Genomic DNA, 22,686 nt, shown 5'->3' on the forward strand with positions numbered 1-22,686 from the left:
GGCTACGGGCGCAGCAGGGACCAGCATGCGGGCTCGACGGTCCAGGTGCGGCGGGTGACCTGCTCCCCCAGCTCGCCGTCGGCGTTGACCGCGACGGGCTCACCGCTGACGGTGACCGACCGGCCGCGAGCATGGCGCACATCCGGGTCGTGCAGGTGCGTGCCCGCCGTCAGCGCCTTGCCGTACCGCACCCGCGCCAGCGGCCCGATCGCCCGGGACACCAGCACGTCCAGCAGCCCGTCGTCCGGGCGCGCGCCCGGCAGCAGCACCGTGCCGCCGCCGATGCTGGGGCCGTTGCCGATGCCCACCATGAGCGCGCGCCGGTGGTCGTCGGCCAGCACCCGCCCGTCGACCTCCACACGCAGCCGCCAGCCGGTGGACCGGAGCCCGGCGGCGACGGCGCCGAACGGATAGGCCAGCAGGCCCAGCAGCGGCTTGAGCCGGCCTGCGCGGGCGCCGGCCTCCGCCCCGACGCCGACGTGCACGGCGTTCACCACGATCCCGTCGGCGTCGTCGACCAGCAGGTCCATCGGTACGGGTCGGCCGGTCAGCACCAGCCGCGCCGCCTCGGCCGGGTCCAGCGGCAGGTCCAGGGCGCGGGCCAGATCGTTGCCGGTGCCCAGCGGCACCAGCGCGATCGGTCGCTCGGCCAGCTCGCCGCGAGCCCTCAACCGGCGGACCGCGAGGTGCAGGCTCCCGTCGCCCCCGGCCACCACCAGCCGGCGGTCGCCGCAGTTGTCCAGCGCCCGGTCCAGCTCCTCGGACGTCCCGGTCGAGACCACCTGCACTGGGCCCGCCTCGGCCAGGACGGCCCGGGCCGCCTCGACCGCCTCGTCCTCGGTGCTGCCGGCGCGGTCGCTGGCGAGCAGCAGGTGTCCCTCGGAGGATCGGCTCATGTCGGCTAACCTTCCCCCGCAAGAGCCCCGCGCGCGCTTTGCGCCCGGGGCTGTGTCGTGCCGACAGGAGCCAACCATGCCCGCACTCGTGCTCGTGGGTGCCCAATGGGGCGACGAGGGCAAGGGCAAGGCCACCGACCAGCTCGGCGGCTCGGTCGACTACGTGGTCAAGTTCAACGGCGGCAACAACGCCGGGCACACCGTCGTCATCGGCGACGACACCTACGCGCTGCACCTGCTGCCCAGCGGCATCCTGTCACCAGGCTGCGTCCCGGTGATCGGCAACGGCGTCGTCGTCGACCTCTCGGTGCTGTTCGAGGAGATCGACGCGCTCGAGGCCCGCGGGGTGTCCTGCGCGAAGCTGCTGCTGTCCGCCGACGCGCACCTGATCGCGTCGTACAACCGGACCTTGGACCGGGTCGCCGAGCGCTTCCTCGGCAACCGCAAGATCGGCACGACCGGCCGCGGCATCGGTCCCACCTACGCCGACAAGATGAACCGCATCGGCATCCGCGTGCAGGACCTGTTCGACGAGGGCATCCTGCGGCAGAAGGTCGCGGGTGCTCTGGAGCTGAAGAACCAGGTGCTGGTCAAGGTCTACAACCGCAAGGCCGTGGCGGTCGACGAGGTCGTCGAGGAGCTGCTGTCCTACGTCGACCGGGTCCGGCCGATGGTGGCCGACACCTCGCTGCTGCTCAATGCGGCGCTCGACCGGGGCGAGACGGTGCTGCTCGAGGGCGGGCAGGCCACGCTGCTCGACGTCGACCACGGCACCTACCCGTTCGTCACGTCGTCGTCGGCGACGGCCGGCGGGGCCTGCACCGGGAGTGGGATCGGTCCGCGTCGGGTCGACAAGGTGATCGCGGTGGTGAAGGCCTATACGACGCGCGTGGGTGAAGGTCCCTTCCCCACCGAGCTCGCTGGTGCCGGTCAGGATGGCGAGGACGGCGAGCGTTTGCGCGCGAACGGCCACGAGTACGGCACCACCACCGGCCGGCCGCGCCGGTGCGGCTGGTACGACGCGGTCATCGCCCGCTATGCCTCGCGCGTCAACGGGGTCACCGACTTCGTGCTCACCAAGCTGGACGTCCTGACCGGCTGGGAGAAGATCCCGGTCTGCGTGGCGTACGAGGTGGACGGCCGTCGCTTCGACGAGATGCCGATGTCACAGAGCGACTTCCACCACGCGAAGCCGGTGTACGAGCTGTTCGACGGGTGGGACGAGGACATCACCGGTGCGCGCACCTTCGACGACCTGCCCAGGACGGCGCAGGCGTACGTGACGGCGCTGGAGCAGCTCAGTGGCGCGCCGTTCGCCTCCATCGGGGTGGGTCCCGACCGGGAGCAGACCCTCGAGCTGCGGCCGCTGCTCGGGTGAGGCTGCTGCGACGTCCGGACCGACGTGGGCGACGGTGCTGTGGACGGCGCTCGCGGTGTGGACGACGCTGATGCGGCGCCGCCGGCGTGCCCTACCGTCGATTCCGTGGCAGGAGCAGCGATGACGACGATCATCCGCGGTCCCCGGCCGCCGGAGCTCGAGCAGTACCTCGAGCGCCGCCGCAGAGCCGGTGCGGACCGCTTCGACGAGGTGTGGGAGGGGCGGTACGTCGTGGCGCCCGACCCGCACTCCAACCACGGCGTGGTGCAGGGGGAGCTCTTCGCGCTCCTGAAGCCGGCAGCGCGGCGTCTCGGCGTACGGGCAGTCGTCACCTTCAACCTGGGCGCCCCGGACGACTTCCGCATCCCCGACGCCGGGCTGCTGCCCGGCCCCCCAGGGGTCTGGCACGACACGGCGCTGCTGGTCGTCGAGGTGCTCTCGCCCGACGACATGACCTTCGACAAGCTCGGCTTCTACACCGCGCGCGGCGTGCGGGAGCTGCTGGTCGTCGACTGGCAGGACCGCTCGGTGCGCTGCTTCGCGCTGCAGGACGGGCAGGCCGAGCGGAACCGCTCGGACGTCCTCGGGATGACGACGGCGGAGGTGGCAGGCGCGATCGACTGGCCGCCCCGGGACTGCCCCGCCTGACGGGCCGACAGTCTGGGCGCACGTGTAAGGCCGCCCGGTGACGGTGACTGCTTGGTCATGGGGACAGCGCGCCGCTCCACAATGGGCTGTGTGCTGTCGGGCGGTGTACACCACAGGTCAAGCATCAGGAAAAGTTGACCCCTGCTGTACAGCCGCTGCGCGGCACATGTCGATGCGCGAGTCGCTGACCCGACACTCCAGCGCAAGCATCCGGCTGATTCGCGCTGCTCCGGTCAGCCGCCCGTTCGATCTCGGCGCCAGCAGCGCCTGATCCATGAACAGGGCTGGCACCGAGAACGCCGGACAGCGCGTCCGGCGAGTGGTGGATCGCGCCTGCACGTTAGCGTCGATCTCGTGAAGATCCTCGTCCTCGGCTCCGGTGCCCGCGAGCACGCCCTGCTCCGTGCGCTCTCGCGTGACCCTGCCGTGACCGACCTCGTCTGTGCCCCCGGGAACGCCGGCACCGGTTCGCTGGCCGAGAACCGCCCGCTGACCGTGGACGACGGAGCGGCCGTCACCGCCCTCGCACAGGAGGTCGGTGCCGACCTCGTGGTCGTCGGCCCGGAGGTCCCGCTGGTCGCGGGGGTGGCCGATGCCCTGCGGGATGCCGGCATCGCCTGCTTCGGCCCGTCGGCGCAGGCAGCCCGGATCGAGGGCAGCAAGAGCTTCGCCAAGCAGGTGATGCGCGCGGCCGGCGTCGCCACCGCCGCGGCCGAGCTGTTCACCGACGCGGGACAGTGCGCCGAGTACCTGGCCGCCGCACCGGCGCCGTACGTCGTCAAGGCCGACGGGCTGGCCGCCGGCAAGGGCGTGCACGTCGGCAGCGACCTCGCGGCGGCGCAGGCGTTCGCCCGTGACGTGCTCTCCTCGGTCGGCTCCGCCGTCGTCGTGGAGGCCTTCCTCGACGGGCCCGAGGTGTCGCTGTTCGCCCTCTGCGACGGGACGACCGTCGTGCCGTTGCTGCCGGCCCAGGACTTCAAGCGGGTCGGCGACGGCGACGAGGGTCCGAACACCGGAGGGATGGGGGCGTACGCGCCGCTGCCCTGGCTCCCGGCCGGCACCGTCGAGCAGGTGCACCGCGAGGTGCTCCAGCCGGTCGTGGACGAGATGGCACGCCGCGGCACCCCGTTCACCGGACTGCTCTACGCCGGGCTCGCGTTGACGTCGAGCGGACCGCAGGTGATCGAGTTCAACTGCCGCTTCGGCGATCCGGAGACGCAGGTGGTGCTCGCGTTGCTGGAGACGCCACTGGCGGGGGTGCTGCACGCCTGCGCGACCGGGCGGCTCTCCACGGTGGGGCCGCTGCAGTGGCGGGCCGGGGCCGCGGTGACGGTCGTGGTGGCCGCTGAGGGCTACCCGGCGTCACCGGTCAACGGTGACGAGGTCGCGGTGCGGGACGTGCCGCCGGAGGTCGACGTGCTGCACGCCGGGACCCGCCGCGAGGGCGACCGCGTCGTCTCCTCGGGAGGGCGGGTGCTGTCGGTGACGGCTGTCGGGCCGACGCTGGACGAGGCACGCCGCCGCGCCTACGGCGGGATCGCGGCGGTCGATCTGCGCGGTGCGCACTGGCGTACCGACATCGCTCTGCGGGCGACGGCGGGCCAGGTCCTCGTCCCCGGACCGGCCGGCGATGGGACAGTGGTGCCCCGCCGCCCGCCCCACCGAGGAGTCCCGCTGTGATCGAGCGCTACACCTTGCCCGAGATGGGGCGGGTCTGGAGCGAGGCCCACAAGTACGAGCTGTGGTGCGCGGTCGAGGTGCTCGTCCTGGAGGCGCACGCCGCTGCGGGCGTGGTGCCGGCCGACAGTGTGGCGCCGGTCCGGGCCGCAGCCCCACCCACCCCCGAGGCGGTCGCGGAGATCGAGGCGGTGACCCAGCATGACGTCATCGCGTTCCTGTCGGCGTGGGCGGACAACACCGAGCCGCGGGAGGCCGCGGCGTACGTCCACTTCGGGATGACGAGCAGCGACCTGCTGGACACGGCGCTCGCGCTGCAGCTGGTCGAGGCGAGCGACATCCTGCTGGCCAAGTGCGACGCCTTGGTGGCGGCGCTGCGCGACCTCGGCCTCGAGCACCGGGACACCGTCAAGGTGGGTCGCACGCACGGCATCCACGCGGAGCCCACGACCTGGGGCCACCGGGTCGCCGACCTGGCCTTTGCGATGGCCCGCAGTCGCGACCGGCTCCGGCGCGCCCGGGAGGCCGTCGCCGTCGCGAAGATCAGCGGTGCGGTCGGGACGTACTCCAACATCGACCCTTCCGTGGAACAGGCCGTCGCCGCAGAGCTGGGGCTGACGCCGGCGCCCGCCGCCACCCAGGTCGTGATCCGCGACGGCGTCAGCGAGTGGGTCGGCGCGCTCGCGGTGATCGCCACCGTCTGCGAGGCCTTCGCGCTCGAGGTGCGGCACGGGCAGCGGACGGAGGTGCGCGAGTTGTGGGAGCCGTTCGGCAAGGGGCAGAAGGGTTCCAGCGCGATGCCGCACAAGAAGAACCCGATCGCCAGCGAGCGCATCGCCGGCATGGCCCGCATCGTGCGCGCGCAGGTCGTCCCGGTGATGGAGGGCATCCCGCTCTGGCACGAGCGCGACATCAGCCACAGCTCCACCGAGCGCGTCGCCCTGCCCGACGCGAGCATCGCCACCGACTACCTGCTCCACCTGACCACCCGTCTGGTGACCGGGCTGGTCGTCGACGCCGACCGGATGCGGGCCAACCTGGAGAGCAGCGGCGGGCTCATCTACACCAGCACGGTGCTGCTCGAGTTGGTGGAGGGCGGCCTCAGCAGGGAAGACGCCTACGCCTTCGTACAGCGCGCGGCGATGCGCACCTGGGAGACCGGAACCCCGTTCCGGGAGACGCTGAGTGCCGAGGCGCAGGCCGCCGGACAGCAGCTCGACGAGGCGCGCCTGGACGAGGTCTGCCGTCCGGAGCGCTACCTCGAGCACCTCGCCCCGGTCTTCGCGCGGTTGACGGCGCTGAGCTAGCGCGCACCGGTCCGCTACGGCTCAGGATTTCTCGGCGCCGGGTCGACCACCATCTCGCCCGACGGGATGCGTTCGGTGCTCGCGGTGTCGCCCGTGCCCGCGCTGCCGTCGCTGCTCGCGGTGTCGCCCGTGCCGTCAGAGGTGCGGCCGCCACGCGGGGCCGGTTCGCTCCCCGGCTGGCCGGGCGCGGCCGTCGGACGTCCGGGGGGCTGAACCGGCGTGGAGCCCGGCTGGCCGGTTCGCCCGGGTGTGGGCTGCTCGGGCGGAGACTGACCCGGCGCGGGCTGCCCGGGGCGCTCCTCGTGCGGGGAGGGCACCTCCTGCGGGGCCGGCGGCGGCGTGGCGGCGCGCACCGGCGCGTCGAGCGGGGCAGGTGCGGGATCGGGCGTGTCCCCGGGGACGGGCCGGCCGGGCGTGGGGAGCTCGCTCGGGGGAGCGGGCTCCGGAGCCGCGGGTGGTGCCGTGCGCGGGGCCACGTCGAACGGCGTCAGCGTGCGAATCACGCTCGTGACGCCGTCCTGCAGGGGGCCTGGCAGGACACCGGCGGCGGCCGCGCTGGTCACCCCGGCGAGTGCGACGCCCGAGCCGGTGAGGACCTTGAGGGCCAGCGAGAAGCCGGCCACCGCCGTGAGGCGTCGTCGCACCCGTGGTGGTCCGGGAACGACCGCCGGTCCGGCCGGCGGGGCGGAGGCCGGGTCGAAGCCGTCGCGCAGCAGGGCGGCCAGCGCCGTCGTCGGCGTGGGTGATTCGTCACCGAGCGCGCGCACCTCGGACAGCAGGGCGGCGAGTGGCCCGAGATCCGGCTGCTGTTCGACCGGGCGGCCGCGCAGCAGCCGCTCGGCGGTGGCGTCGTCCATGTGGTGTCGTCTCATCTCGTAGGGGCATCGTCGACGGCGTTCACAGGGGTACGCCCTGCGCCTGCACGATTTTCGCGGCGGCAGCGAGGCCCCGTCGCTGCAGCTGCTTGACGGCGCCCGGGGTCTTGCCCAGCTGCGCCGCGACCTGTTCGACGGTGAGGTCGCCGAGCACGCGTAGCAGGAGGACCTCGCGCTGGTCGGGAACGAGCTGGTCGAGGACGCCGCGGGCCCACTGCTCACCCATCCGGTCCAGGGAGCGGTCCTCGGCGCTGGCCTCTGTACGGGGATCGTCCGCCGGGTCGTAGAACGATGTCTGCACGCGGCGCCCCCGCCGGCGCAGGTCGTCCACGACGCGCCGGGCGGCGATGGTGAACAGCCAGCCGCGGAAGTCGGCCTCCCCACCGGTGAACCGGTCCAGCGACGTGAAGGCGGAGGTGAAGATCTCACTGACGAGGTCGTCGACCTCGGCGGAGGTGCGGGCCCGGACGTAACCGCCGACCGGGCCGGCGTAGCCGTGAAACAGCGCGGTCAGCGCCCACCCCTCGCCGAGGCGGGCGGCAAGGAGCACCTCGTCGAACTGGGAGATCCCGCTCCCGGACCGCGCTGCGCTCATCGTCTGCCGGCCTGCCCGGCGCGCAGGCGACCGCACCCCGGGCCAGGAGAGCCCAGGGTGCGGTCAGGTGGTGCCGGAGGAATCAGCGGCGGGAAGTGGCGCGCTCCTCCGCCGGGGTGCCGGCGGGGGCGGACCCGCCGGCGGGAGCGTCGTCGGCCGTGCCGCGTCCGGCGTCGCCGTTGCCGGCGCCGCCCTCGGCGCGCTCCTCACCGCTGGTCTGGCTGCCGGACTCCACGGTGGACGCCTGCTCCCGCTCGGCCTGGCCCTCGGCCGCCTTCTGCTCGCCCGTGGCGGCGTTCGCCTGACCCTCGGTAGCCCTGTCCTGCCCGGCCTTCGCCTGCTCTGGAAGCTCGCGGTCCCGGGCCTCGGCCGAGATCTCGCTGCCGGTGACGCCACCCTGCTTCGCGCGCTCCGCGACCGACTGGCCGAAGGCGGCCTGCGGGGCGGGACTGCCCTCGGACTCCACCTCGGTGGGGTCCTGCTCGGTCTCGACTGCCTTGGCCTCGACAGCCTCGGTCTCGACCTGTCCGCCGGGAACCTGCTCCTCCGAGACCTGCTCGACGGCCGGCTTCTCGGCCTTCTCGGGCAGCACCGGCACCACGCCGGCGGCGCCGCCGACGGCGACGACGGAGGCGGCCGTGGCAGCACCCACGCCGATCTTCGCCGCGGTGGTGAGGGCGGCGACCTTCGCCAGAATCAGCTCGAACATCAGGCTCTCCTCTCCCGGACTGGGCCGGGACGTGTGTCGTGGGGGGCGCGGACGGCGCCTTCGTACCGGACATCGCCGGGGACGGCACGAGGGGTACGGGGTGGCGGCGACATCTTCCAGCGGCAAGCCGGTCGGCCGGGTCGCGACCCGCCCCGGCTCGCTGTCAGACTCTCACCGTGACCGACCTGCCCCTGCCCCTGCTCGCCCGCGGCAAGGTCCGGGAGCTGTACGAGGTCGATGCCGAGCACCTGCTGCTCGTTGCCAGTGACCGGCTGTCGGCGTACGACGTCGTGCTGCCGACCGGTGTGCCGGACAAGGGGGCGGTGCTCACCGGGCTGTCCGTGTGGTGGTTCGGGCAGCTCGCCGACCTGGTGCCGAACCACCTGGTCACGGCGCGTACGAGCGAGTTCCCCGCCGTGCTGCAGCCGTACGCCGAGGCGCTGCGCGGCCGGTCGATGCTCTGCCGGCGCCTCGACATGGTCCCGGTCGAGTGCGTCGCCCGCGGCTACCTCACCGGGTCCGGCCTGAAGGACTACCGGACGACCGGCGGGATCTGCGGTGAACCACTGCCGGCCGGGCTCGACGACGGCTCGAAACTGCCGGAGCCGGTGTTCACGCCGGCCACCAAGGCCGCGGCCGGCGACCACGACGAGAACGTCTCCTACGCCGCGGTGGAGGCGGCCGTCGGCGCCGACCTGGCCGCGGAACTGCGCCGGGTGACGCTGGCCGTCTACACCCGCGGTGCGGAGCTGGCCGGCACCCGCGGCATCCTGCTCGCCGACACCAAGCTCGAGCTGGGACACGACCCCGCCGGCGGGCTGACGCTCGGCGACGAGGTGCTGACCCCCGACTCCTCGCGCTTCTGGCCGGCCGACGGCTGGGCTCCCGGTCGACCTCAGCCGTCCTACGACAAGCAGTACGTCCGCGACTGGCTCGACAGCAGCGGCTGGGACCGCAGCGCGCCCGGCCCCGAGCTGCCGGACGAGGTGGTGGACCGGACCCGGACCAAGTACGTCGAGGCGTACGAGCGGCTGACCGGCAGCTCCTTCGACGGCTGGCTGCGCGACGCCTGACCGGCGGGCTGTCACAGTGGTGCGCATGCGCCGCCTGCTGCCTCTCCTCGCCCTGCTGGTCCCGCTGCTCGCCGCGCCGCCCGCGCAGGCCGCCGGTCCCACCGGTGACCCGTCGACGTGGACCGACCGGCAGCTGGCCGCCCAGCTGGTGCTGGCCGGCTACGACATGAGCCGAACCGACGACGCGCTGCCCTGGGTGCGCAACGGCGTCGGCGGAGTGGTGCTGTTCGGTCGGCCGCCGGCCGATCTCGGTGTCCGGCTGAAGCGGCTGCGCGCTGCGGGCAACGTCGTGCCGCTGGTCGCCTCGGACGAGGAGGGCGGCCGGGTGCAGCGGCTGCGCGCCCTGCTCGGCCCGCTGCCCTCGGCGGAGGAGCTCGGCCGCACCCGCAGCCCGGCGCAGGTCCGCAGCCTGGCCGCGTCGTACGGCACGAAGATGGCTCGGCTCGGGGTCGACATGGACCTCGCGCCGGTGACCGACCTCGGCATCCGCGGTTGGTACATCGAGCAGACCGACCGCGCCTTCTCGGCCGACCCCGCGGCGGTCGGCGCGTACGCGGGGGCGTGGCAGGCCGGGATGCGCGCCGCACGGGTCGCGCCGGTGGCCAAGCACTGGCCCGGGCACGGCCAGGCGGCCAACACCCACGACCGGGCCGCGACGACCCCGCACCTGTCCACGCTGGAGAAGCGGGACCTGCTGCCCTTCGCCGACCTGCTCCGGGCGGGGGTGCCGGCGGTCATGGTCGGCCACCTCAACGTGCCGGGCCTGACCGAGCAGGGGCTGCCGGCGACGCTGTCGCCCAACGCCTACCGCTACCTGCGCGAACGGGCCGGCTCCCAGCGGCTGCTCATGACCGACTCGCTGTCGATGGGGGCGATCTCGGTCGGGATGCGGCTGACCCCGGCGCAGGCGGCCGTGCGTGCGCTGTCCGCCGGCGCCGACATGGTGCTGGTCGACCCGGGACCGGGCCCCGGGCCGATCGTGGACGCGGTCGGGACCGCCATCACCCGCGGCAGCTACCCACGGGCCGCCGCGCTGGCGTCGGTGCGGCGCGTGCTGGCGGTCAAGCGGACGACCGACGTGCCGCTGCCGATGATCTCGCTCGCTCCCGCTCAGGGCACCACGGGCGCCTCGCTCACCCCGACGCTGTCCGGCATCGCCCGCGACCGGGTCGGCGGGACGCTCACTGCCCGCTTCCACGTACGCACCGCGGGCTTGGCCGGCTGGAACGTCGCCAACGCGGCTGCCGTCGCGGTGCCGGCGGGCTCCCGGGCGAGCTACCGGCTCGGGGAGGGACGGCTGCGGCCGGCCACGACGTACGAGTGGAGCGTGCGGGCCTGCAACGCGGCGGGCGTCTGCGCGCCGCCCGGGCCGGTGCTCCGCTTCACCACCCGCGCGTCGTGAGCGGACCGCTAACCTGACGCCCATGGCTGTCCACCGGGTCGTCGTCGACGTGATGCTCAAGCCCGAGATCCTCGACCCGGCCGGGCAGGCGGTGCTCAACGCACTGCCGGCGCTGGGCCTGCCGCCGGCCGCCGGGCTCCGGATCGGCAAGCACGTCGAGCTCGATCTCGAGGCTGACGACGCGCAGGCCGCGCGGGAGCTGGCCACCACGATGGCCGAGGTGCTGCTCGCCAACCCGGTGATCGAGGACTTCCGGGTCCGTCCCGCCCACGAGAACTGACCTGCCGGTCAGCCTCCCCCGGTAGCCTCGGCGGTGTGACGGCTCGCATCGGCGTGGTGACCTTTCCCGGCAGCCTGGACGATCGCGACGCCCAGCGTGCGGTGCGGCTGGCCGGCGCCGAGCCGGTCGCCCTCTGGCACGCCGAGGCCGACCTGCAGGGCGTCGACGCGGTGATCCTGCCGGGCGGCTTCTCCTACGGCGACTACCTGCGGGCGGGCGCGATCGCCCGCTTCGCCCCGGCGATGACCAGCGTCGTCGAGTCGGCCGGTCGCGGCCTGCCGGTGCTCGGCATCTGCAACGGCTTCCAGGTGCTGTGCGAGAGCGGGCTGCTGCCCGGCGCGCTGACCCGCAACGCGCACCTGCACTTCGTGAACCGCGACCAGCGGCTGCGGATCGAGAACGCCGACTCGGCCTGGACCAGCGGCTTCGAGTCGGGCCAGGAGATCGTGGTCCCGGTCAAGAACGGCGAGGGCAACTACGTCGCCGCGACGGAGGTGCTCGAGGAGCTGGAGGCCGCCGGCCGCGTCGTCGCGCGCTACCTCGGCAGCAACCCCAACGGCAGCGCCCGCGACATCGCCGGCATCCGTAACGAGCGGGGCAACGTCGTCGGGATCATGCCGCACCCCGAGCACGCCGTGGAGGAGCTCATCGGCACCGCCGGCACCGACGGGCTCGGCTTCTTCACCTCGGTGCTGACGGCGCTCGTCGAGGTGTAGTCCACAGGTCTCGCACGCGGTGCTGACGTCGGGCGGCCGCGGCGGCACGGTCGTGACATGCCGACGCGCGAGGAGCACCATGAGCGCCATGCCGACGCTGCCGGTCCGGCTCGACGGGTGGACCGTTGCTGACCTGTACGACCTGCCCGACGACGGGATGCGGTACGAGCTCGTCGACGGGGCGCTCGTCGTGAGCCCTCCACCCGTGCTGCGGCACGACCACACCGTGGCGCAGCTCGTGCTGCTGCTGGCCCCGGCGCTGCCGGAGCCCTGGGTCGTGGTCGCCGGCGGAGGGCTCCGCTTCGACGACCGCAACTACCGCCAGCCGGACCTGCAGGTGGTGCGTCGTGCGGCGCTCGCTCAGGAGCTCGCCGCTCCCGGTGACGTGCTGCTCGCCGTCGAGGTGATGAGCCCGAGCAGCGTCAGCGCCGACCGAGTCAGCAAGCCGGCGCAGTACGCCGCGGCCGGGATCCCGTACTTCTGGCGGGTCGAGCTGCGCGATCCGGTCCTCGTCACGCACGCCCTGGAAGGCACCGTCTACCGCGAGAGCGGCAGGTTCCCCGAGGAGGTGGTCGTCGACGAGCCGCTCCCCCTGCACTTCCCGCTCGCGCAGCTGCTGGGCTGACCCACGCCGGTAGCCTCGACCGGGTGAGCACCTACGCCCCCCAGAACGACTCCGCGGGGCCGCTGCCCGCCGGCCGCGCGTCCGTGGACACCGTCGAGCGGGCCGCCGCGACGCCCGACCTCGAGCAGCCCTACCGCGAGCTCGGCCTGAAGGACGACGAGTACGCCGCGATCCGCGAGGTGCTCGGCCGCCGGCCGACGCAGACCGAGCTGGCGATGTACTCGATCATGTGGAGCGAGCACTGCTCCTACAAGAGCTCCAAGGTGCACCTGCGCCAGTTCGGCGAACTCCCCAAGGGCGACCGGATGCTCGTCGGCATGGGCGAGAACGCCGGCGTCGTCGACGTCGGCGAGGGCCTGGCCGTCACCTTCAAGGTCGAGTCGCACAACCACCCGAGCTACGTCGAGCCCTACCAGGGCGCGGCGACCGGCATCGGCGGCATCGTCCGCGACATTCTCACGATGGGCGCCCGGCCGATCCTGGTGATGGACCCGCTGCGCGTCGGCGACGCCGACCACCCGGACACCGCCCGCGTCCTGCCCGGCATCGTCGCCGGCATCGGCGGCTACGGGAACTGCCTGGGGCTGCCCAACATCGGCGGTGAGGTCGTCTTCGACCCCAGCTACCAGGGCAACCCGCTCGTCAACGCGCTCTGCCTCGGCGTCATGCCGGTCGACCGCATCCAGCTCAGCGCTGCCCGCGGCGTCGGCAACGTCGTGGTGCTGCTCGGCGCCAAGACCGGTCGCGACGGCATCGGCGGCGTGTCGGTGCTCGCCTCCGCCACCTTCGACGCGGACGGCCCTGCACGTCGTCCGAGCGTGCAGGTCGGCGACCCGTTCACCGAGAAGCTGCTCATCGAGGCCTGCCTCGAGATGTACGACGCGAAGCTGGTCGAGGGGATCCAGGACCTCGGCGGCGCCGGCCTGACCTGCGCGCTGACGGAGACCTCCGCCGCCGGGAGGTCGGGGATGAGGGCACACCTGGACCGGGTGCCGCTGCGTGAGGCCTCGATGGAGCCGCACGAGGTGCTGGCGAGCGAGTCGCAGGAGCGGATGCTGGCCATCGTCACGCCGGACAACCTGCCGGCCGTGCTCTCCATCGCCGAGAAGTGGGGCGTGCTGGCGACCGCGATCGGCGAGGTGACCGAAGGAGACCGGCTGGTCGTCGAGTGGCACGGCGAGGTCGTCGTCGACGTCCCGCCCGGCTCGCTCGCCGACGACGGCCCGGTCTATGCGCGGCCTTACGACCGCCCGGCCGACCAGGACGCTCTGGCGGCCGGTCCGCTGCCGGCCTACCCCTCGACCGAGGAGTTGGGGGACCTGCTGCTGCGCATGGTCGCCTCACCGAACCTGTGCAGCCGCCGCTGGGTGGTCGAGCAGTACGACCGGATCGTGCTCGGCGACACCGTGCTGGCCTGGCCCGAGGACGCGGGCGTCGTGCGGCTGTCGGAGTCGGGGCTCGGGATCGCGCTGGCCACCGACGGCAACGGCCGCTACACCCGCCTGGATCCGTACGCCGGTGCGCAGCTCGCGCTGGCCGAGGCCTACCGCAACGTCGCCGCGACCGGGGCGGTCCCGATCGCGGTGACCAACTGCCTGAACTTCGGCAGCCCGGAGGACCCGGCGGTGATGTGGCAGTTCGCCGAGGCCACCCGTGGCCTGGCCGACGGCTGCCGCGCGCTGGCCACGCCGGTGACGGGCGGCAACGTCAGCTTCTACAACTCCACCGCAGGTACCGCGATCAACCCGACACCCGTCGTCGGCGTGCTGGGGCTGCTCGACGACGTGGCGCGGCGCACACCGATGGGCTTCGCCGCCGAGGGCGAGTCGGTGCTGCTGCTCGGGGAGACGCGCAACGAGCTGGGCGGCTCGGAGTGGGCCTGGGCCGAGCACCGGCACCTCGGCGGCCGGCCACCGGTGGCCGACCTGGAGCGGGAGAAACTGCTGGCGGAGGTGCTCGTCGCCGGTTCACGGGACGGGATGCTGTCCAGCGCGCACGACCTGTCCGACGGCGGCCTGGCGCAGGCGCTCGTCGAGTCGTGCCTGTCGCACGGCATCGGGGCGCGCATCGTGCTGCCGGCGGCCTCCGGGAGCGGGGGGCTCGAGCCGTTCGTACAGCTGTTCAGCGAGTCGGCCGGGCGCTGCCTGGTGAGCGTGCCGCGCTCGGAAGAGCTGCGCTTCACCGAGATGTGCGACGCCCGTGGCCTGCCCTGTAGCCGGATCGGTGTGACCGACGGCGCCGGTGGCCCGGCCCGGCTCGACGTGCAGGACGTCCTGTCGCTGCCGATCGAGCAGCTGCGTGAGGCCTACGAGGGCACCCTGCCGCGGCTGTTCGGCCCGCTCGCCGGCGCCTGACCTGAGCCTTGCGTCATGCTGGGCGCGCCAGCAGGTGCTCCTCTCAGCATGACGCAGGCTTCCCGCGGAGACAGGGTTCTCCACAACCCCGCGGCGTCGTGCCCCTGTCGGGCCATCCGCAGGGCACGGTGGTGACATGCCGACCGCCGAGGAGCACCATGACAGCCGTGACCACTCTCCCCTTCCGTCCCGACGGTTGGACGGTCGAGGACCTCGAGCTGCTGCCCGATGATCCTCCGTTCCGCTACGAGCTCGTCGACGGGACGCTCCTGGTGAGCCCGCCGCCGCCGAACGCGCACAACCTGTTCGCCAACGAGCTCGGCTATCTGCTGCGCGGCACGGTCAGCCGGGACTGGCGCGTCCTGGCCCCTGGCGCCGTCGAGTTCGATGTGCGCAACTGGCGGTCTCCCGACCTGCTCGTCGTCCGGCGTGAAGCGCTGCAGCGCAAGTACGCCCAGCCGGGCGAGGCCCTGCTCGCGGTCGAGGTCATGAGCCCGAGCAGCGTCAGCACCGACCGCGTCGCCAAGCCGGCGCAGTTCGCATCCGCCGGCATCCCGCACTTCTGGCGCTTCGAGCCGGACGAGCAGGTGCTCTGGACGTATCGCCTCGACGGCGACGTCTACCGCGAGAGCGAGCGGTTCACCGACGACGTGGACGTGGGCGAACCGGTGCCGCTGCGTTTCCGGCTCGCCGACCTGGTCGCCTGAGGCCTGCGAGAGCGACGCCTGACCAGTAGCGTCCGCTGACCCGGAACATCACCCGCGGGCCACGAGCAGGCGTCAGAAGAGGAAGTAGCGTCGCTCCGGTGCCCGCACCGCGACCTGTGCCGTACGACGATGTCCGCGCCGCGCTGGACGCGCAGTGGGACCTGCTCGTCGGCGCGTTCGTCGACGCAGATCCGGCGCAGCCGAGCAGGTGCGCGGGCTGGACCGGGCGTGATCTGCACGCGCACCTGACGTCCATCACGTCCGGGCTGGCGAGGGTGGCCGGCTCTCGTGCGCCGGAGCCGCCGCCTACCGGCATTGACGCCTGGGCCCAGGCGCTGCCGAGCCTGGCCACGGTCATCGACGAGGACGCCCGCAGCGGCCAGGCCGATCTCGCCGGGGCGGTGGCTTCGGCTCGCGCAGCGCTGGAGGGCGCGGACCCTGCACGCGTCGTGAAGCAGCGGACGGGCGTGCACCGGCTGGCGGACGCCGTGCTGTTCCGTCTCGTCGAGGGGGTGGTCCACGGGCGCGACCTGCCCGTCCCTGTGCCGCCGGACAAGGCGGCCCTCAAGATCGTCGTCAAGACGCTGGCCGCCCTGCTCGCCGGGCGGGCGCCTGGTCGGCACGTCGAGCTGAGGATCCCGCCGTACGCGGCGGTGCAGTGCGTCGCTGGTCCGGCCCATACCCGTGGAACGCCGCCCAACGTCGTCGAAGCCGAGCCCCTGGGGTTCCTGGAGGTGTGCGCCGGCCGCACCGGGTGGGCCGAGGCAGTCGCGGCCGGGCTCGTCCGCACCTGGGGCGACCGCGCCGACCTGTCGCCATGGTTGCCGCTGCTGCGCTAGGACGAAGGCGTCCTCACTGCTGCTGAGCCCTGTCTTGAGAACCCGTTGCCGGGTTTGGCCGGGGCGACGCCGGCGCCGCCGATGGCGAGGGCGGTGACGCTGAGTGCGACGACGGCGCGCTTCATCTCGTTCCTCCGGGCTGAGCAGGCGGAGTCGAAGGCCCCGGGCAGCAGCCCGAGGCCTTCGACGATGCGATGTCTAGCGAGCTGCCAGCTGGGCGAAGGCAGCCGCCATGCGCAGGTTGGCTGAGGCGCCGTCCGCGCCGTCCGGGTTGTTGTGGATCTTCACGTTCCCGCGGCCCAGCCGGAGCAGGTCCTCGGCGTCGTCCTCCTCGTCCTCCGGGTTGTCGGCGCACGCCTCGGCGGTGATGCGGACCAGGATCAGGTCGTCCTCGGCGTTGCCGCCCTGGCCGTTGTCCGTCACGTCGACGGTGAAGAACGTCGCCGGGTCGTCCCGGAGGTGGCCGCCGAAGCGCGCCGAGCCCTCGGTGAGCGCCTCGTTGTACTGGCCGTCGTCCTCCGCCTCCTCGTTGGCCATCGCCTCGCCACCGGAGATCAGGCAGGTCACGACGCCGTGGAACTTCTCGGTGGGCGCCGACGCGTTGCCGGACTGGCCGCGCGGGACGTACTGGAACTGGCCGCGTGCGGCGTCGTCGCGGTCGCCGGCGATCTCCTGGGCGTTGAAGCCCACGGTGTCACCGGCGCCGCCGCCGGAGCCGTCCGCGATGATCTGGCCGCCGCCGGTGACCTTGAAACCGGAGGGCCTCTCGGCCTGGGCCACGCCGGTTGCGCCGACGGCCAGGGCCAGTACGGCACCGCTGATGAGAGTGCGCTTCACAGTAAATCCTCCAGGACGAGATCCAGGCACCGACGACAGGGCCGCGTCGCAGCCCGGTGCATGGCCCGAACGTTCGCCGAGGGCAGCCGATGCACCTGCCTGTCGTCGGGACAAACCTGGCCATACAGCGAGATTTGACTATCTGTACCCGAAGCCTGACCGCACGTGACGGACAGCCCATGGTCGCGTCGCCCGTACACTCCACGTCGACGGCCATCGTTCTCCCTGCCCTCTCAGGAGCCCCCCGCGTGCCTCCCGCACCCGACGAGCTCGACCCGCTCCAGCCGGAACGCCCGATCGGCGAGGAGTGCGGCGTCTTCGGCGTCTGGGCTCCCGGTGAGGACGTCGCCAAGCTGACCTACTACGGCCTCTACGCCCTGCAGCACCGTGGCCAGGAGGCGGCCGGCATGGCCGTGTCCGACGGGAGCGCGGTCGTCGTCTACAAGGAGCTGGGTCTGGTCGCGCAGGTGTTCGACGAGCCCACGCTGAGCAGCATGACCGGCCATCTGGCGATCGGGCACACCCGCTACTCCACGACCGGCAGCGGGACCTGGGAGAACGCCCAGCCGGCGTTCCGCCACCTCCCGACCGGCGGCAGCCTGGCCCTGGGCCACAACGGCAACCTCACCAACACCTCGGCGCTGGCCGTCCGGGTCGCCGAGCTCGACCCGCGCGCCGGCGCGATGGGCGCCACCACCGACTCCGACCTCATCACGACCCTGCTCGCGGCCCAGCCCGACGTGTCGCTCGAGCAGGCGGCGATGCAGGTGCTGCCCGTGCTCCAGGGCGCCTTCTGCCTCACCTTCATGGACGAGCACACGCTGTTCGCCGCGCGCGACCGGCACGGCGTGCGCCCCCTCGTGCTGGGCCGGTCCGAGAACGGCTGGGTGGTGGCCAGCGAGACCGCGGCGCTGGACATCGTCGGCGCGAGCTTCGTGCGCGAGGTCGAGCCGGGGGAGCTGCTCGCCATCGACGAGCACGGCGTGCGGTCGCAGCGCTTCGCCGAGCCGACGCCCAAGGGCTGCCTGTTCGAGTACGTCTACCTGGCCCGCCCCGACACCACCATCGCCGGTCAGTCGGTCTACACCACCCGGGTGCAGGTCGGCCGCACCCTCGCCTTCGAGTCGCCGGTCGAGGCCGACCTCGTCATCCCGGTCCCGGAGTCGGGCACCCCCGGCGCGATCGGCTTCGCCGAGCAGAGCGGCATCCCGTACGGCATGGGGCTGGTCAAGAACTCCTACGTCGGCCGCACCTTCATCCAGCCCAGCCAGACGATCCGCCAGCTCGGCATCCGGCTCAAGCTCAACCCGCTGCGCGACGTCGTGCGGGGCAAGCGGCTCGTGGTCGTCGACGACTCGATCGTGCGCGGCAACACCCAGCGGGCGCTGGTGCGGATGCTGCGGGAGGCCGGGGCGAGGGAGGTGCACGTGCGGATCTCCAGCCCGCCGCTGATGTGGCCGTGCTTCTACGGCATCGACTTCGCGACCCGGGCCGAGCTGATCGCCAGCGGGCTCGGTGTCGACGAGGTCCGGGCCAGCATCGGTGCGGACAGCCTGGCCTACGTGTCGCTGGACGGGCTGACAGCCGCGAGCGCGCAGCCGGCCGACAAGCTGTGCCGCGCGTGCTTCGACGGCGTCTACCCGATCGAGGTGCCGCAGCGGGACCTGATCGGCAAGCACGTCCTCGAGGGCCTCGCCAAGGGTGTGGCCCGCAGTGCCCAGCTCGACCACGACAGCAGTTACGACCACGCCGCGACCGGACAGGTGGTCGTACACAACGGGGTCGGACCCGCCGATCCGCTGGACGCGGTCCTGGAAGGGCAGGGCGCCTCCGACGCCCTCACGCGCCCGTGAGCGACGCGTCGTCCTACGCCGCGGCCGGGGTCGACATCGAGGCCGGCGACCGCGCGGTCGAGCTGATGAAGGGCCGGATCACCGGCGCCGACCGGCCGGAGGTCGTCGGGGGGCTCGGGGGCTTCGCCGGGCTGTTCCGGCTGGACACGAACAAGTGGAAGAACCCGCTGCTGGCCAGCTCCACCGACGGGGTCGGCACCAAGCTGGCGATCGCGCAGGCGCTCGACAAGCACGACACGGTCGGGATCGACCTGGTCGGCATGGTCGTCGACGACCTGGTGGTCTGCGGCGCCGAGCCGCTGTTCCTACAGGACTACATCGCCTGCGGGCAGGTGGTGCCGGAGCGAATCGCCGAGATCGTCGCCGGCATCGCGGCCGGCTGCGCGCTGGCCGGCTGCGCGCTGGTCGGTGGCGAGACCGCCGAGCACCCGGGTCTCATGCCGGCGGACCACTACGACATCGCCGGCACCGGTGTGGGTGTGGTCGAGGAGGATCTCGTTCTCGGCCCGGACCGGATGCGCGCCGGCGACGTCGTCCTGGCGATGGCCTCCAGCGGGCTGCACAGCAACGGCTTCTCGCTGGTGCGCCACGTCCTGCTGCAGGGTGCTCGGCTGCGCCTGGAGGCCATCGTCGACGAGCTCGGCGGTCCGCTCGGTGAGCACCTGCTCACGCCGACCCGGATCTACGCGCTGGACTGCCTGTCGCTGGTCGCCGAGACCGAGGTGCACGGCTTCAGCCACGTCACCGGCGGCGGGCTGGCCTCCAACCTGGCGCGGGTGCTGCCGGGTCACCTGTCGGCGATCGTCGACCGCACAAGCTGGCGGCCGCAGCCGGTCTTCGACCTGGTGCAGTCCCGCGGCCGGGTGGAGCAGGCCGAGATGGAGCGGACCTTCAACATGGGCGTCGGGATGGTCGCGCTGGTCGCCCCGGCCGACGTCGACCGGGCGCTCGCGCTGCTCACGGCGCGGCACGTGCCGGCCTGGGTGGCCGGCGAGGTCGTCGACGGCGACGGCACGGTCACCCTGACGGGCTCGCACCCGGCCTGATGCGGCTGGCCTGTATCGCTCGGCCCGGGCACGAGGAAGGGGCGGCCGGCCGGCCGCCCCCGTCGCGCATTGCCGGCCGGCGCTAGCGCGCCGCGGAATCCTCGTCGTCGTCCTCGGTGGCGTAGGGGTCGACGAAGTCGTCGTCCTCCTCCGTCACCGCCGACGGCGAGGACGTCGGTGCACCAGCCAGCTCCGCCTTCAGGCGGTCCGGGTCGAGGCTGCCGGTGCTGTACTTCAGCTCACGAGCGACCTTCGTCTGCTTTGCCTTGGCACGGCCGCGCCCCATGGCTCGACCCCTTCGCGACGGCGGGGCGGCGAGGCCCCGGTTGGTGACGATCATGACCCGACGGCGCGTCCCGGCGTGTACGTGCGGGAACGTGCCCGCGCCCCACGGTACAGGGTTTGCTGCACGGACGCGCCCGCCCGGAACGGGCGCCCGGCAGTCGTTGCCACCGAGCGGGCCGCGCCTTGGACCTCAGCGGGTCAGGGGCGGCCCGGCACGAACAGGCCGCGCCGGTCGGTGGCTCCGGCCATCCGCTGCTCGGCGAACCGGTCGGCAGCGACCGCCGGCGGCACCCCGTCGGCCTCGGCCAGCCGGAACACCTGCAGCGTCGTGTCGTAGATCCGCGCCGCCTGGGCCTTGGCCCGCTCGAAGCGGAACCCCCCGGAGCGCGCGTGCAACGCCTCGTCGGCGACCTGGCACAGCCCGCCTGCGTTGGCGACGTAGTCGGGGGCGTACACGATGCCGCGCGCGGCCAGCGACGTCTGGACTCCCGGGTGCTCGAGCTGGTTGTTCGCCGCGCCACAGACGATCTTCGCCTGCAGGACCGGCACGAGCGCCTCACTGACCGAGCCGCCGAGGGCGCAGGGGGCGTAGACGTCGACGTCCGCGGCCCGCAACGCGTCCACGTCCAGGACCTCGACGGCCGGGAACGCCGCCCGGACCCGCGCCAGCGCGGCCGCGCTGACGTCGCTGACCACGACCGAGGCGCCGTCCCTGACCAGGTGCCCGACGAGGTGGTGGCCGACCTTGCCGACCCCCTCCACGGCGATCCGCCTGCCCCGCAGCGTCGGGGCGCCCCAGGTGTACTCGGCCGCGGCGTGCATCGACTGGAAGACCCCGAAGGCCGTCAGGACGGCGCTGTCACCCGCACCGCCGTTCTCCGGTGAGCGGCCGGTGGCGAAATCGGTCTGCGTCGCGATGACGTCCATGTCCTGGACGTCGGTGCCGATGTCGCAGGCGGTGTAGTAGCGACCGCCCAGCGCCTGCACGAAGCGCCCGTACGCCCGCAGCAGCGCATCGCTCTTGTCGCGAGCCGGATCCGCGAGGATCACCGCCTTGCCACCGCCGAGGTCGATCCCGACACAGGCGGCCTTGTAGGCCATCGCCTTGCTGAGCTTGAGCACGTCCTCGACGGCGTCGTCCTCGCCGGTGTAGGGGTAGCAGCGGGTTCCGCCGAGCGCCGGGCCGAGTGCCGTCGAGTAGATCGCGATGATCGCCCGCAGGCCGCTGGCCCGGTCCTGGCAGAACACGACCTGCTCGTGGGCGGCGATGCCGTCCGACGGCGACGCAAGACGGTCGGTCCGGTCGAAGACGCCCACGCGGGCAGCGTAGCGAGCACCGCAGAGGCCGCGGCCGTGCGAGCATCCGTGGCGTGACGGGGCATCTGGCCTTCCTGCGGGTGTACGAGCCGCTGGTCGCCTTCGACAGCGCCGAGCGGCAGCGATGGGAGGCCTACCTCGCGGCCTCGACCGCACCGGACACCACGGCGGGCCCGGAACTCGAACGCGTGGCCTGCCTGCGCGCGCTCGCCGGCAGGACCGGCTCCCCGCTTCCGGTCCTGCCCGACCACGCGTACGTCACCGAGGTCGACGGGGTGACGCTGTTGTGCCCGTGGAGCACCCGGCTGCGTTCCCTCGAGGCGCTCGAGGACTTCCTGGCGGACGTGCCGGGGCAGCTGGTGGAGGCCTGGGTCCCGCGCGCGGCGGCCGACGGCGTGAGCGAGCAGCTCGTCGCCTGGCGGCGGGCCCATCCGGGCGAGCGCGCCCATCAGGTCTGCTCGACCTGGCACGTGCCGCTGCGCTGGTTCGTGCTGGTCGACCCCGTTGAGCGGGCGGTGCAGCTCGGCAGCGGGCCCTCGGGCGTGCGCAGCCGGCTCATGGGGCGCAGCCTGGTCTACCGGACGCCGATGTCACGGGCTCGACGCCGGGTGGCCCGGGCGCTGGCGGTTCTGCGCAGCACCGTCGAGGGCGGCACCGTCCTGGCGGGCTTGGAGGACCTGGGCCGCTGGCTCGAGGAGTTCCACCCGCGCTCGCTGGTCGAGCTGGACTACGGCGGCCTGGTGCACCTGCTCGACGACGCCGAGCTCAGCTCGGACGAGTCGGCGCGTGACGTCGCGCTGGTCCTGGCGGCGTTGGCGGAGGGGAATGCGGAACGGGCTGCCGTGGCCTACGAACGGGTGTCGGCCCGGATGAAGGCGCTACAGGCGGTCGACTCGGCCAACTGAGCCGCCCGACGCCGGCTGACTATGACTATGCGCAAGATGGCCCGGACGAGCCATGTCGCTCAGCGACGGAATCGCCCACGATCGTCCTGTGCGGGCAGAGTGTCCGCCGCTCGAGAGGACGACCCGCCATGAGCACCCGCACCCCTGACTCCGAGGCCCTGCTCACCCCGGCCGAGGTCGCCACCATGTTCCGCGTGGACCCCAAAACGGTCACCCGCTGGGCCAAGTCCGGCAAGCTGACGTCGATCCGGACCCTGGGCGGCCACCGGCGCTACCGCGAGGCCGAGGTCCGCGGACTGCTTGCCGGCATCCCGGCGCCGCGCCCGCAGCAGTAGCCCGCCCGCGTGTCCTGGTCCACTCAC

22 protein-coding genes and 1 pseudogene are annotated in these 22,686 nt (G+C 73.2%); 16 read left to right on the forward strand and 7 right to left on the reverse strand.

The genetic code is table 11. From position 1 onward, the window contains the following. Nucleotides 1-2 precede the first annotated feature (2 nt). Complete coding sequence (locus tag WD794_06980) at nucleotides 3-896, reverse strand: diacylglycerol kinase family protein (protein ID MEX2290051.1); 894 nt, start codon at nucleotides 894-896, stop codon at nucleotides 3-5. A 76-nt stretch (nucleotides 897-972) separates the two neighbouring features. Between WD794_06980 and WD794_06985 the strand changes: the two genes are divergently transcribed. From WD794_06985 to purB, 4 genes are all read left to right on the forward strand, one after another. Beyond that, on the forward strand, nucleotides 973-2,274 hold the full coding sequence (locus WD794_06985; protein ID MEX2290052.1) for an adenylosuccinate synthase: 1,302 nt from the start codon (nucleotides 973-975) through the stop codon (nucleotides 2,272-2,274). Nucleotides 2,275-2,394: 120 nt separating this feature from the next. Then, the gene (locus tag WD794_06990) at nucleotides 2,395-2,922 is read left to right on the forward strand and encodes a Uma2 family endonuclease (GenBank protein ID MEX2290053.1); all 528 of its coding nucleotides are present in this window, start codon (nucleotides 2,395-2,397) and stop codon (nucleotides 2,920-2,922) included. Nucleotides 2,923-3,276: 354 nt separating this feature from the next. Further along, the gene (purD, locus tag WD794_06995; GenBank protein MEX2290054.1) at nucleotides 3,277-4,602 is read left to right on the forward strand and encodes a phosphoribosylamine--glycine ligase; all 1,326 of its coding nucleotides are present in this window, start codon (nucleotides 3,277-3,279) and stop codon (nucleotides 4,600-4,602) included. Then, nucleotides 4,599-5,906, forward strand: coding sequence for an adenylosuccinate lyase (purB, locus tag WD794_07000; GenBank protein MEX2290055.1), 1,308 nt, complete (start codon nucleotides 4,599-4,601; stop codon nucleotides 5,904-5,906). The genes purD and purB overlap by 4 nt, the downstream gene beginning before the upstream one ends. Before the next feature lie 14 nt (nucleotides 5,907-5,920). Here purB and WD794_07005 read toward each other — a convergent pair whose 3' ends face one another. From WD794_07005 to WD794_07015, 3 genes are all read right to left on the reverse strand, one after another. Beyond that, nucleotides 5,921-6,763, reverse strand: coding sequence for a hypothetical protein (locus WD794_07005; protein ID MEX2290056.1), 843 nt, complete (start codon nucleotides 6,761-6,763; stop codon nucleotides 5,921-5,923). Between the two features lie 40 nt (nucleotides 6,764-6,803). Next, on the reverse strand, nucleotides 6,804-7,376 hold the full coding sequence (locus WD794_07010) for a sigma-70 family RNA polymerase sigma factor (protein ID MEX2290057.1): 573 nt from the start codon (nucleotides 7,374-7,376) through the stop codon (nucleotides 6,804-6,806). 82 nt (nucleotides 7,377-7,458) lie between these two features. Further along, complete coding sequence (locus WD794_07015; protein ID MEX2290058.1) at nucleotides 7,459-8,085, reverse strand: hypothetical protein; 627 nt, start codon at nucleotides 8,083-8,085, stop codon at nucleotides 7,459-7,461. Nucleotides 8,086-8,261: 176 nt separating this feature from the next. On the opposite strand from WD794_07015, the gene WD794_07020 reads away from it, so the two are divergent. The 8 genes from WD794_07020 to WD794_07055 all read left to right on the forward strand — a co-directional run bounded on the left by WD794_07020 (nucleotide 8,262) and on the right by WD794_07055 (nucleotide 16,081). Next, entirely contained in the window at nucleotides 8,262-9,158 is an 897-nt protein-coding gene (locus tag WD794_07020) for a phosphoribosylaminoimidazolesuccinocarboxamide synthase (GenBank protein MEX2290059.1), read from the forward strand. Nucleotides 9,159-9,183: 25 nt separating this feature from the next. Continuing rightward, nucleotides 9,184-10,560, forward strand: a complete 1,377-nt coding sequence (locus WD794_07025; protein MEX2290060.1) for a glycoside hydrolase family 3 N-terminal domain-containing protein — start codon at nucleotides 9,184-9,186, stop codon at nucleotides 10,558-10,560. Between the two features lie 22 nt (nucleotides 10,561-10,582). Continuing rightward, the gene (gene purS / locus WD794_07030; GenBank protein ID MEX2290061.1) at nucleotides 10,583-10,840 is read left to right on the forward strand and encodes a phosphoribosylformylglycinamidine synthase subunit PurS; all 258 of its coding nucleotides are present in this window, start codon (nucleotides 10,583-10,585) and stop codon (nucleotides 10,838-10,840) included. Between the two features lie 35 nt (nucleotides 10,841-10,875). Then, nucleotides 10,876-11,556, forward strand: coding sequence for a phosphoribosylformylglycinamidine synthase subunit PurQ (purQ, locus tag WD794_07035; GenBank protein MEX2290062.1), 681 nt, complete (start codon nucleotides 10,876-10,878; stop codon nucleotides 11,554-11,556). 79 nt (nucleotides 11,557-11,635) lie between these two features. Continuing rightward, entirely contained in the window at nucleotides 11,636-12,181 is a 546-nt protein-coding gene (locus tag WD794_07040) for a Uma2 family endonuclease (protein ID MEX2290063.1), read from the forward strand. Nucleotides 12,182-12,204: 23 nt separating this feature from the next. Then, nucleotides 12,205-14,535 (forward strand): phosphoribosylformylglycinamidine synthase subunit PurL, encoded by a 2,331-nt coding sequence (gene purL / locus WD794_07045; GenBank protein ID MEX2290064.1) that lies wholly within the window; start codon nucleotides 12,205-12,207, stop codon nucleotides 14,533-14,535. 167 nt (nucleotides 14,536-14,702) lie between these two features. After that, nucleotides 14,703-15,242 carry a Uma2 family endonuclease gene (locus WD794_07050; GenBank protein ID MEX2290065.1) on the forward strand — a complete coding sequence of 180 codons (540 nt, stop codon included), beginning with the start codon at nucleotides 14,703-14,705 and terminating at the stop codon, nucleotides 15,240-15,242. Nucleotides 15,243-15,340: 98 nt separating this feature from the next. Continuing rightward, entirely contained in the window at nucleotides 15,341-16,081 is a 741-nt protein-coding gene (locus WD794_07055; GenBank protein MEX2290066.1) for a sterol carrier family protein, read from the forward strand. A gap of 198 nt (nucleotides 16,082-16,279) precedes the next feature. Here WD794_07055 and WD794_07060 read toward each other — a convergent pair whose 3' ends face one another. After that, nucleotides 16,280-16,918, reverse strand: a complete 639-nt coding sequence (locus WD794_07060) for a hypothetical protein (protein ID MEX2290067.1) — start codon at nucleotides 16,916-16,918, stop codon at nucleotides 16,280-16,282. A gap of 248 nt (nucleotides 16,919-17,166) precedes the next feature. Between WD794_07060 and purF the strand changes: the two are divergent. Together purF and purM are read left to right on the forward strand one after the other, a co-directional pair. Further along, nucleotides 17,167-18,612: pseudogene (gene purF, locus WD794_07065) on the forward strand (amidophosphoribosyltransferase). Nucleotides 18,613-18,767: 155 nt separating this feature from the next. Continuing rightward, nucleotides 18,768-19,817 (forward strand): phosphoribosylformylglycinamidine cyclo-ligase, encoded by a 1,050-nt coding sequence (gene purM, locus WD794_07070; GenBank protein ID MEX2290068.1) that lies wholly within the window; start codon nucleotides 18,768-18,770, stop codon nucleotides 19,815-19,817. Between the two features lie 82 nt (nucleotides 19,818-19,899). On the opposite strand, the gene WD794_07075 is transcribed toward purM, so the two are convergent. Together WD794_07075 and WD794_07080 are read right to left on the reverse strand one after the other, a co-directional pair. Continuing rightward, nucleotides 19,900-20,103, reverse strand: coding sequence for a DUF3073 domain-containing protein (locus WD794_07075; protein MEX2290069.1), 204 nt, complete (start codon nucleotides 20,101-20,103; stop codon nucleotides 19,900-19,902). A 197-nt stretch (nucleotides 20,104-20,300) separates the two neighbouring features. Then, nucleotides 20,301-21,419, reverse strand: coding sequence for a Glu/Leu/Phe/Val dehydrogenase dimerization domain-containing protein (locus WD794_07080; protein MEX2290070.1), 1,119 nt, complete (start codon nucleotides 21,417-21,419; stop codon nucleotides 20,301-20,303). Nucleotides 21,420-21,472: 53 nt separating this feature from the next. Here WD794_07080 and WD794_07085 point away from each other — a divergent pair, with 53 nt between their 5' ends. Together WD794_07085 and bldC are read left to right on the forward strand one after the other, a co-directional pair. Then, nucleotides 21,473-22,324, forward strand: a complete 852-nt coding sequence (locus WD794_07085; GenBank protein MEX2290071.1) for a hypothetical protein — start codon at nucleotides 21,473-21,475, stop codon at nucleotides 22,322-22,324. Nucleotides 22,325-22,452: 128 nt separating this feature from the next. Next, nucleotides 22,453-22,659 (forward strand): developmental transcriptional regulator BldC, encoded by a 207-nt coding sequence (gene bldC / locus WD794_07090; GenBank protein ID MEX2290072.1) that lies wholly within the window; start codon nucleotides 22,453-22,455, stop codon nucleotides 22,657-22,659. Nucleotides 22,660-22,686: the final 27 nt, after the last annotated feature.

The organism is Mycobacteriales bacterium (assembly GCA_040902655.1).
Classification (GTDB): Bacteria; Actinomycetota; Actinomycetes; order Mycobacteriales; family SCTD01; genus SCTD01.

What these genes read in the sequence shown, in the direction of transcription:
- WD794_06980 (MEX2290051.1), bottom strand. Translation starts at nt 896, where the DNA reads ATGAGCCGATCCTCCGAGGGACACCTGCTGCTCGCCAGCGACCGCGCC.
- WD794_06985 (MEX2290052.1), top strand. Translation starts at nt 973, where the DNA reads ATGCCCGCACTCGTGCTCGTGGGTGCCCAATGGGGCGACGAGGGCAAG.
- WD794_06990 (MEX2290053.1), top strand. Translation starts at nt 2,395, where the DNA reads ATGACGACGATCATCCGCGGTCCCCGGCCGCCGGAGCTCGAGCAGTAC.
- WD794_07005 (MEX2290056.1), bottom strand. Translation starts at nt 6,763, where the DNA reads ATGGACGACGCCACCGCCGAGCGGCTGCTGCGCGGCCGCCCGGTCGAA.
- WD794_07010 (MEX2290057.1), bottom strand. Translation starts at nt 7,376, where the DNA reads ATGAGCGCAGCGCGGTCCGGGAGCGGGATCTCCCAGTTCGACGAGGTG.
- WD794_07015 (MEX2290058.1), bottom strand. Translation starts at nt 8,085, where the DNA reads ATGTTCGAGCTGATTCTGGCGAAGGTCGCCGCCCTCACCACCGCGGCG.
- WD794_07025 (MEX2290060.1), top strand. Translation starts at nt 9,184, where the DNA reads ATGCGCCGCCTGCTGCCTCTCCTCGCCCTGCTGGTCCCGCTGCTCGCC.
- purS (MEX2290061.1), top strand. Translation starts at nt 10,583, where the DNA reads ATGGCTGTCCACCGGGTCGTCGTCGACGTGATGCTCAAGCCCGAGATC.
- WD794_07040 (MEX2290063.1), top strand. Translation starts at nt 11,636, where the DNA reads ATGAGCGCCATGCCGACGCTGCCGGTCCGGCTCGACGGGTGGACCGTT.
- WD794_07075 (MEX2290069.1), bottom strand. Translation starts at nt 20,103, where the DNA reads ATGGGGCGCGGCCGTGCCAAGGCAAAGCAGACGAAGGTCGCTCGTGAG.
- bldC (MEX2290072.1), top strand. Translation starts at nt 22,453, where the DNA reads ATGAGCACCCGCACCCCTGACTCCGAGGCCCTGCTCACCCCGGCCGAG.